This is a genomic window from Blastococcus deserti (genome assembly GCF_042682525.1).
Lineage (GTDB): Bacteria > Actinomycetota > Actinomycetes > Mycobacteriales > Geodermatophilaceae > Blastococcus_B > Blastococcus_B deserti.
The window spans coordinates 10,367-23,337 of record NZ_JBHUHP010000011.1 but is presented as its reverse complement, the minus strand read 5'-3'; the positions used below and the strand labels follow the sequence as shown (position 1 = coordinate 23,337).

Annotated in this window: 13 protein-coding genes; 8 read left to right on the top strand and 5 right to left on the bottom strand. The window is 74.4% G+C overall.

The window, feature by feature from the left end; genetic code table 11:
* Nucleotides 1-2,532, top strand: a 2,532-nt coding sequence (nhaA, locus tag ACFSHS_RS13100) for a Na+/H+ antiporter NhaA (protein WP_376876544.1), incomplete at its 5' end; no start/stop codon positions are given.
* Between the two features lie 3 nt (nucleotides 2,533-2,535).
* Here nhaA and ACFSHS_RS13095 read toward each other — a convergent pair.
* Nucleotides 2,536-3,369, bottom strand: coding sequence for a PRC and DUF2382 domain-containing protein (locus ACFSHS_RS13095; RefSeq protein ID WP_376876541.1), 834 nt, complete (start codon nucleotides 3,367-3,369; stop codon nucleotides 2,536-2,538).
* Nucleotides 3,370-3,502: 133 nt separating this feature from the next.
* Between ACFSHS_RS13095 and ACFSHS_RS13090 the strand changes: the two genes are divergently transcribed.
* Both ACFSHS_RS13090 and ACFSHS_RS13085 read left to right on the top strand, forming a co-directional pair.
* Entirely contained in the window at nucleotides 3,503-5,044 is a 1,542-nt protein-coding gene (locus tag ACFSHS_RS13090; RefSeq protein WP_376876538.1) for a CYTH and CHAD domain-containing protein, read from the top strand.
* A 28-nt stretch (nucleotides 5,045-5,072) separates the two neighbouring features.
* Nucleotides 5,073-6,404, top strand: coding sequence for a metallophosphoesterase (locus ACFSHS_RS13085; RefSeq protein WP_376876535.1), 1,332 nt, complete (start codon nucleotides 5,073-5,075; stop codon nucleotides 6,402-6,404).
* A 72-nt stretch (nucleotides 6,405-6,476) separates the two neighbouring features.
* Here the strand turns inward: ACFSHS_RS13085 and ACFSHS_RS13080 are convergent, their stop codons facing one another.
* Together ACFSHS_RS13080 and ACFSHS_RS13075 are read right to left on the bottom strand one after the other, a co-directional pair.
* Entirely contained in the window at nucleotides 6,477-7,055 is a 579-nt protein-coding gene (locus ACFSHS_RS13080; RefSeq protein WP_376876532.1) for a TetR/AcrR family transcriptional regulator, read from the bottom strand.
* 166 nt (nucleotides 7,056-7,221) lie between these two features.
* Nucleotides 7,222-8,250 carry an ATP-dependent 6-phosphofructokinase gene (locus tag ACFSHS_RS13075; protein ID WP_376876529.1) on the bottom strand — a complete coding sequence of 343 codons (1,029 nt, stop codon included), beginning with the start codon at nucleotides 8,248-8,250 and terminating at the stop codon, nucleotides 7,222-7,224.
* A gap of 91 nt (nucleotides 8,251-8,341) precedes the next feature.
* Between ACFSHS_RS13075 and ACFSHS_RS13070 the strand changes: the two genes are divergently transcribed.
* The 3 genes from ACFSHS_RS13070 (at nucleotide 8,342) to ACFSHS_RS13060 (ending at nucleotide 10,036) form a co-directional block, all read left to right on the top strand.
* Nucleotides 8,342-9,142, top strand: coding sequence for a GntR family transcriptional regulator (locus ACFSHS_RS13070; RefSeq protein WP_376876526.1), 801 nt, complete (start codon nucleotides 8,342-8,344; stop codon nucleotides 9,140-9,142).
* Nucleotides 9,142-9,612 (top strand): SRPBCC family protein, encoded by a 471-nt coding sequence (locus ACFSHS_RS13065; protein WP_376876523.1) that lies wholly within the window; start codon nucleotides 9,142-9,144, stop codon nucleotides 9,610-9,612. The genes ACFSHS_RS13070 and ACFSHS_RS13065 overlap by 1 nt, the downstream gene beginning before the upstream one ends.
* 151 nt (nucleotides 9,613-9,763) lie before the next feature.
* Nucleotides 9,764-10,036 carry a GlsB/YeaQ/YmgE family stress response membrane protein gene (locus ACFSHS_RS13060; protein ID WP_206340279.1) on the top strand — a complete coding sequence of 91 codons (273 nt, stop codon included), beginning with the start codon at nucleotides 9,764-9,766 and terminating at the stop codon, nucleotides 10,034-10,036.
* 25 nt (nucleotides 10,037-10,061) lie between these two features.
* Here ACFSHS_RS13060 and ACFSHS_RS13055 read toward each other — a convergent pair whose 3' ends face one another.
* Entirely contained in the window at nucleotides 10,062-10,700 is a 639-nt protein-coding gene (locus tag ACFSHS_RS13055) for an MBL fold metallo-hydrolase (RefSeq protein ID WP_376876519.1), read from the bottom strand.
* A gap of 107 nt (nucleotides 10,701-10,807) precedes the next feature.
* Between ACFSHS_RS13055 and ACFSHS_RS13050 the strand changes: the two genes are divergently transcribed.
* Nucleotides 10,808-11,029: a hypothetical protein gene (locus ACFSHS_RS13050; RefSeq protein ID WP_376876516.1), complete on the top strand. Its 222-nt coding sequence runs from the start codon at nucleotides 10,808-10,810 to the stop codon at nucleotides 11,027-11,029.
* Between the two features lie 247 nt (nucleotides 11,030-11,276).
* Here ACFSHS_RS13050 and ACFSHS_RS13045 read toward each other — a convergent pair whose 3' ends face one another.
* A complete protein-coding gene (locus ACFSHS_RS13045) occupies nucleotides 11,277-12,041 on the bottom strand; it encodes an enoyl-CoA hydratase/isomerase family protein (protein ID WP_376876513.1) in 765 nt (254 codons plus the stop codon).
* Nucleotides 12,042-12,412: 371 nt separating this feature from the next.
* On the opposite strand from ACFSHS_RS13045, the gene ACFSHS_RS13040 reads away from it, so the two are divergent.
* A partial coding sequence (locus ACFSHS_RS13040; RefSeq protein WP_376876862.1) for a protein kinase domain-containing protein occupies nucleotides 12,413-12,971 on the top strand: 559 nt, incomplete at its 3' end.

Genomic DNA, 12,971 nt, shown 5'->3' with positions numbered 1-12,971 from the left:
GGTGTGGCCGGCGCCGGGCTGCTGGTGGCGGCCACCTTCGCCGCGCTGGCCTGGGCGAACTCACCCTGGGGGGCGTCCTACGAGCAGCTGTGGCACACCGAGCTCGCCGTCCGGTTCGGCGCAGCCGAGATCGCCATGGACCTGCAGCACTGGGTCAACGACGGACTCATGGTGTTCTTCTTCTTCCTGGTCGGGATGGAGGTGCGCCGCGAGCTGTCGATGGGGGAGCTGGTGCAGCGCAGCCGGCTGACGGTCCCGGCGCTGGCGGCGATCGCCGGGCTGGTCCTGCCGGCGCTCATCTACCTCGCCGTGAACGCCGGCGGCGCCGGGGCGGCCGGCTGGGGCATCCCCATGGCCACCGACACCGCCTTCCTGCTCGGGGCGCTGGCCCTCTTCGGCCGCGACTGCCCGATCCAGCTCCGGGTCTTCCTGCTGTCGCTGTCGGTGGTCGACGACATCGGTGCGCTCTCGGCGATCGCCGTCTTCTACTCCGACGAGATCGACCCGATCGCGCTGGCGGTCGCCGGTCTCTGCGTCCTGGCCTTCATCGGCCTGTCCCGCATGCAGGTGTGGCGGGGGCCGGCCTACTTCGCGGTCGGCGTCGTCATGTGGGTGGCGATGTACGAGTCGGGCGTGCACGCCACGATCGGCGGCGTCGTCCTCGGCCTGCTGGTGAGCGCCTATCCCCCGCGCCGCGCCGAGGTGGAGCGGGCCGGCTCGCTCGCGCGGGCCTTCCGCCAGTCGCCGGAGCCGGCCCTCGCCCGCGAGGCGAAGCTCTCGGTGGAACGGGCCGTCTCCCCCAACGAGCGCATCGGCGCCGTCCTCGTGCCGTGGAGCAGCTACCTCGTCGTGCCCGTGTTCGCACTGGCCAACGCAGGCGTCCGCATCGACGGCGCCCTCCTGGAGCGGGCGCTCTCGTCCCCGGTGACCATCGGCGTCTTCGCGGGGCTGGTGGCCGGGAAGCTGCTGGGCGTCGGCCTCGCCGCGACGCTCGCCGTCCGGCTGCGGCTGGGCGTGCTCCCGCCCGGTGTCGGTCTCGGCAGCGTCTGGAGCGGGGCTGCCCTGACCGGCCTCGGGTTCACCGTGTCGCTCTTCGTCACCGACCTCGCCTTCGACGACGTGGCCCTCCAGGAGGAGGCCACGGTCGGCATCCTGGCCGCGACCGTCGTCTCGACCGCCGTCGGCGCGGTCTGCTTCCGGCTGCTGAGGCGGGGCGGCGGCGCTGCCCCGCGGCCGACCCGGCTCGACCCACCGGTGGACCCGGCCGTCGACCACATCCGCGGTCCGGTCGACGCGCCGCTCACGCTGGTCGAGTACGGCGACATGGAGTGCCCGTTCTGCGGCCGCGCCACCGGGGTGGTCGCCGAGCTCCGGAGCAGGTTCGGCGACGACCTGCGCTACGTGTTCCGCCACCTGCCCCTCCCGGAGGTGCACCCGCACGCGCAGCTCGCGGCGGAGGCCGTCGAGGCGGCCGGTGCGCAGGGCGCCTTCTGGGAGATGCACGACCGGTTGTTCGCCCACCAGGACCGGCTCGACGCCCCCGACCTGCTCGAGCACGCCGCAGTCCTCGGGCTCGACCTGGAGCGGTTCGCGCGCGAACTGGGCGACGGCACCCACGGGCAGCGGATCCGGGACGACGTCGCCGGCGCGGAGGCGAGCGGGGTCCGGGGAACGCCGACCTTCTTCGTCAACGGGATCCGGCACCAGGGCCGCGCGGGCACCGACGACCTCGCCGCGGCGCTGCTGCGTACCGATCCCCGCGGCACGCCGGCGGAGCGCGCCACGTCGCCGGCCCCGTCGGCCGAGGTCCGGCGGCCGGTCCCCCTCTCGCCGCCGGCCCGGCTGCCCACGGTCGAGGGGCTCGTGGAGACCCCGGACCTGACCGGCGCCTCCCCCCGGCTCGACGCCAGGCAGCTCGCCGTGCTTCGGCGGGCCGGGCGCCGTCGCGCGACGAGGGCCGGGGAGGTGCTCGTGCAGGGCGGGGCCAGCGACTGGGATTTCGTGGTCGTGCTGGAGGGCACCGTCGCGGTCGTCGAGGACCCGGAGCCGGGCGACGGCGACGAGCCGCGGGTGGTGTCGGTGAGCGGCCCCGGCCGGTTCCTGGGCGGGCTGAACATGCTCGCCGGGCAGCGCGCCGTCCGGTCGGTGGTCGTGGCCGAGCCCGGCGCGGTGGTGACGCTGGGCGTCGAGCGGCTGCGCGAGGTGCTGGCCGCCGACCGGGAGCTGGCCGACGTGATCATGCGGGCGTTCCTCCTGCGCCGGGCCATGCTGATCGGGCACGCCTCGGGCCTGCGGGTGGTGGGCGATCCCCGGTGGCCGGCCAGCGTGGCGCTGCAGGAGGTGCTCACCGAGCACGGCCTCGCCCACCGGTGGCTGGACCCCGCGGAGGACGAGGCGGCGCGCACCATGCTCGCCGAGATCGACGCGCTCGAGGAAGCGCGCCCGGTGGTCGTCGCCAGCGACGGGCGGGTCCTCATCGACCCGACGGCCGACGACCTGCTGCGCGCGGCGGGCAGCCACCGGGTGGGCTGAGGGTCAGACGGATCGCGCGGCGGCGTCCTGGTCGACGACGATCTGCTCCCGCTGGACCTGATCGGTGACCGTCTCCTGACCCTGCACCAGCTCGGTGCGCAACCGTACGCGCTCGGTGGGCACCACCTCGACGGTGACGACCGGCCGCTCGGTGTGCAGGATGATCTCGTCCGGCAGCCCGGGGGCCGCTGCGGTGCCGGCCGGCTGGTCCAGCAGCGTCTCGCCGGGTCCGTCGTCCGGTGCGTCGACGGGTACGTGCTCGAGCCGGATCTCCTCGCGCCGGATCGGCACGGTGATCTGCACCTCGTCGGTGACCACGTACTTGACCAGGCGCGCCCGCGTGGTGGGCACCCGCTCGGTGCCGACGACGAGCTGCTCCTCGCTGCGGGTCATGGCCCCGTCGGTGCCGGCTGCCGGGGGCGGCGGGGCCTCGACCGGCATCTCGACCGTCGGCGGTGCGGGGACCGCTGACCGGGCCGGGGTGTCGGCAGCCGTGTCGGCGGGCGTGGCGGTCGGCGTGGCCGGGCGGGTCTCCCCGCCGTAGTGCCGGCGCAGCTCCGCCTCGTCGTCCGGGGTCAGGTGGTCACCGGACAGTCGCGGCGCGCTCCTCACCGCGTCGACGGCGACCGGGAGGCGGAGCGCGCCGTCGGCGAACGTGGCCTCCAGGGCCGGGACGACGGACTGGCGCGTGCCGAACAGGCCGGTGGTGACCGCCACCCAGGACGGCGCCCCCGTGCGGTCGTCGACGTAGAAGTGCTCGACCGTGCCGATCTTCTGGCCGCTCGCGTCGTAGGCGGTGCTCCCGATGGCGGCGGAGACCTCTCGCTCGTCCAGCATGGCTCGGCTCCCTCCGCGGCGCCCTCCGCTGAGCACCCCCGGCCGGGAGCGTGCCCCGCACGGCTCGCCGCTGAACATCGGCCCCCCTAGGTTCTGGGTCCGTGGCGTGCATTGTCCGGGGAGGAGGGCCGGCGTGACCAGCGGGCATCTGGAGGTCGAGGCGAAGTACGACGTCGGGCACGACTTCGTGCTGCCCTCCCTGGAGGGCTTGGACGGAGTGGCGACCGTGGACCCGCCCGTCGAGCACGGGCTCGAGGCGGTCTACCACGACACCGCGGACCTCCGGTTGCTCCGCGCCCGGGTGACGCTGCGCCGCCGGGAGGGCGGGCCCGACGCGGGTTGGCACCTCAAGCTGCCCGCCGGTGCTGCCCGGCGCGAGCTGCACGCACCCCTGGGCCGGGCGGTGAAGCGACCGCCACGGGCACTGGTCGCCCCGGTCGTCGGCCTCCTGCGCGGCGCCCCGACCGGCCCGGTGGCCACCCTGCGGACCCGGCGGGTGGTGACCGTCCTGCGGGACGCCGACGGGCGGGTGCTCGCCGAGGTGGCCGACGACACGGTGTCGGCCACCGCCCTGGCCGACGGCGCCGGGCGGCCGGCCGAGGCGCACACCTGGCGCGAGGTGGAGGTCGAGCTCGGCGACGGCGACGCCACGCTCGCCGCCGCGGTGGGGGAGCGGCTCACGGCGGCGGGAGCGCGCCCCTCGGCGGCCGCGTCCAAGGTCGGCCGGGTGCTCGCCCGGCGACTGCCGCAGGAGGACGCGCCGGCCGGCAGGGGAGGGAAGAAGGAGGGGCCGCGGGCAGGGGAGTTCGTGCGGACCGCCCTGCGCGAGCAGCTCGCGGATCTCGGGGCGGCCGACGTCCGCTTGCGCACCGAGCAGCCCGACGCCGTCCACCAGGTCCGGGTGGCCGCGCGCCGGCTGCGGAGCACGCTGGCCGCCTTCCGGAACGTCCTGGACCGGGAGGCGACCCGACCGCTGCGGGAGGAACTGGCCTGGCTGGGCAGGGTCCTCGCCCAGGCCCGGGACGACGAGGTGGCGCTCGCCCGGCTGCGCGCGGTGGTGGCCGCCGAACCCGACGAGCTGGTCATCGGCCCGGTGGCGGCGCGGCTGCAGCAGCACCAGCTGCGCGAGGAGCGAGCCGGGCTGGACCGGGCCCTGGAGACGCTGTCCGGGCCGCGCTACCTGCGACTGCTGGACGGGCTGCACGGACTGGTGAGCGATCCGCCGTTCACCGAGCGCGCCGCCGGCCGGCTGCAGCCGGCTCTCCGCGACGCCGTTCGCCGTTCGGTCCGCCGGCTGCGCCGGCACATCCGGAGCGCCCGGCGGGCTCCCGAGGCCGACCGGCAGCAGGCGCTCCACGCGGTACGGAAGGCCGCGAAGCGGGTCCGCTACGCGACGCGGATCGCCGCACCGGAACTGGGAGGAGCGAAGGACGTCGTCCGGTCGGCCAAGCGGATCCAGCAGGTGCTGGGCGAGGCGCAGGACACGGTCGTCACCCGGGAGCTCTGCCGGCGGTTCGGCATCGCGGCCTTCGCCGAGGGGGAGAACGCGTTCACCTTCGGCCGGCTCCACGCCCTGGAGCAGGCGCGGGCCGAGCAGGCGGAACGGGCGTTCTGGGAGCTCGAGCCGGAGGTGCGGCCGGTGCTGAAGAAGGCCGCGCGCCAGCGGGCCTCCTGAGCCCCGCGGCACCCACCTGGGACAGTGGGTGCGTGGCGACGACCGGAGGGCGGGCGCGCCGGTGTCGGTGATCCTCCTGCTCGGCTTCGCCACCGTCGTGCTGCTGGCCATGCTGCTCCTGCACGGCTACCTCTGGTTCCGGCTGGTCCGCAGCACCACCCACCCCGGCCGGCTGCGCCGTCGGCTGACGCTGCTGACCCTGGTGCTGGCGCTGCTGCCCGCACTCGCGGTGATGCTGCGCCGCATCCTGCCCCTCGACGCCGCGGCGCCCCTGGACTGGGTCGCCTACAGCTGGCTCGGCGTCGCCTTCTACGCCTTCCTCGCCCTCCTGGCCCTGGAACCCGTGCGGCTCGTCGGCAACGTCGTCCTGCGTCGACGCCACCGGGAGCTCGTCGCGAGCGGTTCCCGGAGGGCTCCGGGAGGGGACGACGCAGCGGCTCGGCCCGACGGGGGGACGGCAACCGGAGGCACCGCGGTTCGGGAGGTTGCCGTCCGGGAGGACCGCGATGACCTCAGCTCCCGGCGCCTGTTCCTCGCCCGGAGCCTCGCGGTGACCGCAGGCGCGGTGGCGCTGGGCACGGCCGGCACCGCCGCCTGGTTCGCCAACTCCTCCCCCGTCGTTCGGCGCGTGCCGATCACCCTGACCGGCCTGGACCCGGCGCTGGACGGGTTCCGCATCGTCACCTTCTCCGACGGCCACCTGTCGGCGACGTACGGCGGCCGCCGGTTCCGGCGGGTGGTGGACCTGGTCAACGCCCAGCGCCCGGACGTCGTGGCGATCGTGGGAGACCTCGTCGACGGGGACGTGCCGGAGCTGCGCGAGGAGGTGGCGCCCCTGCGGGACCTGGTCAGCGAGCAGGGGGTCTTCTTCGTCACCGGCAACCACGAGTACTTCGTCGACACCAGCGCCTGGCTGCGTCACCTGCCCACGCTGGGCGTCGACGTGCTGCGCAACGAGCGGGTGGCGCTCGGCCGGGGCGGAGCGACCTTCGACCTGGCCGGCATCGACGACCGGACGGCTGCGTCCTCGGGGCTGCCCGGCCACGGGGCCGACCTGGACGCGGCTCTCGACGGGCGGGACGGCAGCGTGCCCGTCGTCCTGCTGGCGCACCAGCCGGTGATGGTCGAGCAGGCGCGCGCCGCCGGGGTGGGTCTCCAGCTCTCAGGGCACACGCACGGCGGGCAGCTGTGGCCCTTCGACCACGCCATCCGGCTGGACCAGCCGGCGGTCGAGGGTCTGTCGCGGCACGGCGACACCCAGCTCTACGTCACCTCCGGAGCCGGTTACTGGGGGCCGCCGATGCGGATGGGGGCCCGTCCCGAGGTCACCGTCGTGGAGCTGCGGTCCCCGCGTGCCTGAGCGCCGTGGCCGACCGGACCTGAGCCGGTGACGCCGGTCCGCTCGGTGACGCTGCAGTGCTCGGTGAGTGTCTCAGTGACGCTGCAGTGCGTCGAACGCCTCCTCGACGAGCTGCTCCAGCTCGGCCTCGCCGTTGCTGTCGGCCCAGGCGAGCACCCCGGCTGTCAGCGCCGACAGGTACGCGTTGATCACCACCGCATCCCCGGGGCCGAGCGACGTGCCGGTCTTGCCCGGCAGCGCGTCGGCCACCATGCCCGCCGTGGCGCGCTCGAACTCCGCCGCCCTGGTGCGCAGGCTGGGGGTCGAGGCGATGATCCGCCAGCGCGCGAGCTGGGCGGCCCGGAAGTCGCCGCTCCACTGCGCGAACCAGGCCGGCGCCGCCCGTCGGATGCGGTCGGCCACCGGGAGATCCGCCGGCTGGGTGGCGAGCAGTGCGGCGAGGTCGTCGGCCGTCGGCAGCTGCATGACGACGTGTTCCTTCGACGGGTAGTGCGCGTAGAACGTCGGCACCGACACCCCGGCCTCCCGCGCGATCTGCCCCACGCTGACCGACTCGAACCCGTGCTGCTGGAAGAGCGCGATGGCGGCGTCGTAGATGCGCTGGTGTGTGGCCGCCCACCTGCGGTTGCGCCAGTCCGGCGACTGTGACACGCGGGGGACCTCCGTCTGCCGGGCGGGCTCGATGTACTCACCGCACCGCGAGTCACGGGGGGGTGGCGACGAGAATTCTGCGCCACCTACCCCGGTCGACGGGCTTCACGCGGGGCGAAAGTCCTCGCGTCACCCGCAGGTGAGACACAGCTCACTTGTGCGCAGGTCACCCGGTGAACGCGGCGGTCTCCGCCAGCCGGGACGACGTGACGGTCTTGAGGCGGGCGACGGCCTTCTCCAGGGGGACGAGGTCGATGTCGGTGCCGCGGAGGGCCACCATCTGCCCGTGGTGGCCCTCGTGCGCCGCGATGGTGGCGTGCAGCCCGAACCGGGTGGCCAGCACCCGGTCGAACGACGTCGGCGTGCCCCCGCGCTGGACGTGCCCCAGCACCGTCGTCCGCACCTCCTTGCCCGTCCGCCGTTCCAGCTCCGCACCCAGCTGCTGGGCGACGCCGGTGAACCGGCGGTGCCCGTACTCGTCCACCCCGCCGTCGCGCAGCTCCATGGTCCCCGGCAGGGGAGCAGCGCCCTCGGCGACGACGCCGATCACGTGGGAGTCGCCACGCTCGAAGCGCTCGGTGACCAGGCGGCACACGTGCTCGATGTCGAAGGGCTCCTCGGGCACCAGCGTCAGGTGGGCACCGGACGCCAGGCCCGCGTGCAGCGCGATCCAGCCGGCGTGCCGGCCCATGACCTCGACCAGCAGGACGCGCTGGTGGGACTCGGCGGTGGTGTGCAGCCGGTCGATCATCTCGGTGGCGATGCTGACGGCGGTGTCGAAGCCGAACGTCAGGTCGGTCTCGTCGATGTCGTTGTCGATCGTCTTCGGGATGCCGACCACGGGCACGCCGGCCTGCGAGAGCAGGTGGGCGGCGGTCAGCGTGCCCTCGCCGCCGATCGGGATCAGCACGTCGATGCCGTGCTCGGCGAGGACCGCCTTCATCTGGGGCAGCCCGGTGTTCAGCCGCTCGGGCGCCACGCGCGCCGATCCGAGCGTGGTGCCGCCGCGGGTCAGCAGGCCGTCGACGGCGGCGACGTCCAGCGGCGTGGTGCGGTTCTCCAGCAGGCCGCGCCAGCCGTCGCGGAAGCCGACGACCTCGCTGCCGTAGTGGGCGGTGGCCGTCCGGACGACGGCGCGGATGACGGCGTTGAGGCCGGGGCAGTCGCCCCCGCCGGTGAGGACACCGATGCGCACGGGATCTCCCTCGATGGGCGAGACCCGACCATACGTCATGACGTCCTGATGTCTCGGCGCGCGCGCCGGAACGTCCCACTGACCGGGACGAATGGGTGACGTCTCGGACGACATGACGACCAGACGTCTAGGGATCCCGTACCTTTGCCCTGTGGTCAGCCCCGTCACCGGTCCGAAGTATCTCGCGGTCCGTGAACACCTCCGGCGACGCGTGGCATCCCTGCCCGAGCTCACCCTGCTCCCGCCCGAGCCGGTGCTCTGCGCCGAGTACGGGGTCAGCCGGATCACCCTCCGCCGTGCCGTGGACGGGCTGGTCGCCGACGGGCACCTGGTCCGCGAGCAGGGCCGCGGCACCTACGTCACGCGCCCGGCCATCCGGCACGAGTACCGCGAGAGCTTCGTCCACCGGATCGCCGGCTTCAGCTCCGTCATGAGCGAGCAGGGAGCTCAGGTGGGCACCCAGGTGCTCACGCAGCGCGTCGTCCCCGTGCCGGCCGCGGTCGCCGCCGAGCTGTCCCTCGACGGGACGGCCGACGTCGTGGAACTGGAACGGCTGCGCAGCGTCGACGGCGAGCCCAACCACGTCGCGCACAGCTTCCTGCCCGCTTCGCTCTATCCGCGGGCCGCCGAGGAGGACTTCACCCACGGATCGCTCTACGAGTTCCTGCGGCGGGAGTACCAGGCCGATCTGGCGCACGCCCGCATCGTCGTGGACGTCGGCACCGCCGATCCGGGCGAGGCCGATCTCCTGCGGGTCGTGGCCGGCTCGCCGCTGCTCGTCGTCCGCACGACGGTCCGCGACAGCTCCGGGCATCCCCTCGTGCACAGCTACTCCCGGCTGCGGCCCGACGTCAGCCAGGTCGAGTTCGAGGTGTCCGTGGGCGGCCGCTGATGAGCACCACCACCGCGACCGGCGTCCGCGACGTCCCCGAGCCCCCGGCCCAGGTGTGGCGTGCGCTGGCGGTCCTGGAGCCGTACTGCTCGGTCTGCGACGTCTCGTACGTGCTCGGCGACTCCCCGGCCGGGCCGGGCCTGGGGACGACGTTCGTCTGTGCGCCCGGTCGGCTCGACGGCGCACCGGCGGCGGGGGCGCCGCAGGGCGAGATCGTCGAATGGGACCCGCCGCGGCTCGTGGCGACCCGCCTCCGGCTCACCCCGGAGATGTGGACGACGCGGATCGAGCTCGCCGACGGCGCCGACGGGGGGACCCGGGTGACCATGACCATCACCCACGAGCCCACGGGCGGGAGCCGGGTCGTCCGCCGGCTGCAGCGCGGGGCGCTGCGGCGGCTGGTGCAGCGGACGGTGGACGCGGAGCTCGCCAAGGTCCCCGCGCACGTCGAGCGGATCAGCGGCACCTGACCCGGCGCCGGCCCGTGCCCTCATCAGCCCGATCGGGCGAACGGTGCATCAGTGATCGTCTTCGGGGGTACTGGCATCCGTCGTGCACCGGTGTGCGCAACCGGCGACTGCCGGATGGGGGGCCACACCGGTTCTAACGAAGGAGAACGCTGTGCAGATCCTCGGCCTCATCGTGGTCGGCCTCATCATCGGCGCGCTCGCCCGGCTCATCAAGCCCGGCCGGCAGCGGCTGAGCATCCTCGCCACCCTGCTCCTGGGTGTCGTGGGCGCTCTGATCGGTGGCGTCGTCGCGAGCCTGCTGGGCACCGGCGACATCTGGGAGCTGAACGTCCTGGGCTTCATCGTCGCCGTCATCGCAGCGGTGCTGCTCATCGGCGTCGCCGAGGGCGTCTCCGGCGGTCGCTCGCGCGGCGCCGTCCGCTGACCCGGTCCGGGGGACCGGCCGGGCGTCAGAGCTCGGCCGTGTCCCCCGGCGCCAGCCGGCTGAAGGGCGTGGGCGTACCCGGCCCCCGCTGCCCCAGCAGGCCCGCGACGACGCCCAGTCCGGCGTCGTTGAGCAACCCGTCGTGCACCGCGAAGGCCTGGTCGGCGTGCACCGCCCGCACGTAGTCGATGAGGTCGGCGGTCCGCGACCACGGCGCGTGCATCGGCAGCAGCAGCGTCGCGACCGGCTCGTCCGGCACCGTCAGGGCGTCGCCGGGATGGAAGACCTGGCCGTCGACCAGGAAACCGATGTTGGCGATCCGCGGGATCTCCGGGTGGATCTCCGCGTGCAGCTCGCCGTGGACGTGGACGTCGAAGCCGGCCACCGCCACCGCGTCGCCGTTGCCGACCACGTGCACGCGGGCGCCCACACCCTCGAGCTGGGCGGCCACCGACTTGTTCGTCCAGACCTCGAGCGCCGGGTCGGCGTCCATGGCCGCCCGCAGCCGCTGCGGTTCGAAGTGGTCGGGGTGCTCGTGGGTGACGAGGACGGCGGCGGCGCCGTCGAGTGCCGACGGATCGGTGAACACGCCCGGATCGATGACGAGCCTGCGGTCGCCGTCGCGGAGGACGACGCACGCATGGCCGTGCTTGGTCAGCTCCATGACGGGCATCCTGCCGCGCCGCGGCGGCGTCTGCCTTCTCCCCCATCGGGGGGAGGAGGCCGGTCCGCTCCGTAACCCTCCACCCGTCGGCTGCCGACGTTGTCCGCATGATGCTGCAGACGACCCTCTACGCCGCCGCCCGCAGCCGCGCGCACGGACCCACCACCGCGCTGTGGCACGCCGTGGAGGTGCACCGTCCGCCGGCCGAGGTCGACGGCGCGTGCGAGCTGACGCTCTGCGGCTCGCTGGCCCGGATCTCGACCGAGCAGGCGTGGCCGGTGGCCGCCCGCGACGTCTGCCCGGGCTGCGCCCTCCTCTCCCGCTGCTGAAGGACCCCGCCGCCCCACCGGAGAAGGACCCCTTCCCCCTCGTCGCTCGCACGCTCGGGACGAGCTTCCGACGGGGCCGGCGGCGGAACCATGCAGCGGGTCACGGACGCCCTGTCGCCGGGTGGGGGAGCTGGCCCCGACGACAGGTGGAGGACCCCCTGTTCCCCACCACTCCCGGGCGCGCGGCGGGCCCCCTGCAGGGGGCCCTTCCGGCCCGGCGAGCTCGGTGGGGGGCAGCGGGGCCCGTTCAGCGGCCGGTGAACCGCGGCGTCCGCTTCTCCAGGAACGCCTCGACCGCCTCGCGGTGGTCGGCGGTCTGGCCCAGCCGCGTCTGCAGCCGGGCCTCGAGCGCGAGCGTCTCCTCCAGCGGGTCGGTGGCCGCGGTCGCCAGCACGGTCTTCATCGCCCGGTAGGCCGCGGTCGGGCCGGTCGCCAGCCGTGCCGCCAGGGCCTGCGCCTCCGGCAGCACCTCCTCGGCCGGCACCACTTGATGGACCAGCCCCCACTGCTCCGCCGTTTCCGCCGTGAACGGGTCGGGCGTGAGGAGCAGCTGGGTCGCCCGGGATCGCCCGACGGAGTGCACCAGCCGGGAGGCGAGCGCGGAATCGCTGGACAGGCCCACGCCGGTGAACGCCGTCGTGAACTTCGATCCCGCCGCCGCCACCCGCAGGTCGCCGGCCAGCGCGATCCCGAGCCCGGCACCGGCGCACGCGCCGTTGATCCCCACGACGACCGGGACGGGTAGCGCCGCCAGCGCCAGGATCAGCGGGTTGTACTCGTTCTCCACCACGGAGAGGGAGGTCGCGGCGTTCCCCCGGAGCGACTCGATGTGCTCGGCGAGGTCCTGTCCCACGCAGAAGGCCCGCCCTGTACCGGTCAGCAGCACCGCCCGCACCGACTCGTCAGCGGCCATCTCCCGGACGACGCCCAGCAGGTCCGTGCGCAGCGCGGAGGAGAGCCCCGGGCGCTGGAGGGTCAGCGTGGCCACGCCATCGGCATCGGTCCTGGTCACGGTGTCGGACATCGTCGTCCCGCCTGTTCGGTGTCGGTGGCTCCTCGGGTCACCTTGTCATGGCCGGGCTGGGGTTGGTCGAGGGTGGCAGGAGCGGACCACCGTTCCAGTGGAACGGCCGGCGGGCGCGACGTCCGACCGTGCGGTGACGCCAGAGGTGGGACCAAGTGCGCAGCGCAGTCGACACGCGGGAGGCCACCCGGACGTGTGACGGGCATCCCTGGCGGACCGGTCCGTCCGGTGCGCGCCATCGTCGACCATGTGTAGGGAGCTCCCGGACTGGACAGTCAGGATCGGGGGGTCCGTGTGCCCCCGGGCGGCGACGAGGCTTCCCGCGAAGCGCAGGGTCGGACAGACGAGGAGTGGCCTCCGTGGTCGAACCAGGACGACGGTGCCTGGGTGACCGCTACGAGCTGCACCAGCTCATCGCCGCGGGCGGGATGGGCCAGGTCTGGCGGGCGCACGACCTCGCGCTCCACCGCCCGGTCGCGGTCAAGGTCCTCCGCAGCGAGTACACCGGCGACCCGACCTTCGTGGCCCGGTTCAGGGCCGAGGCCCAGCACGCCGCGTCACTGAGCCACCCGAACATCGCCGCGGTGTTCGACTACGGCGAGGAGACCGCCCAGGACGGCACGGGGGAGACGCTCGCCTACCTCGTCATGGAGCTGGTCGAGGGGGAGCCGCTGTCCGCGTTGGTCGCGCGGGAGGGGCCGCTGCCCACGGCGACGACGCTCTCGCTGCTGCGCCAGACGGCGTTCGGCCTCGGCGAGGCGCACCGCGCCGGGATGGTCCACCGCGACGTCAAGCCGGGGAACATCCTGGTGCGGCCCGACGGCAGCGTGAAGATCACTGACTTCGGCATCGCATGGTCGGCGCGCAGCGTCGCGCTGACCCGCACCGGCCAGGTGATCGGCACTCCGCAGTACCTCT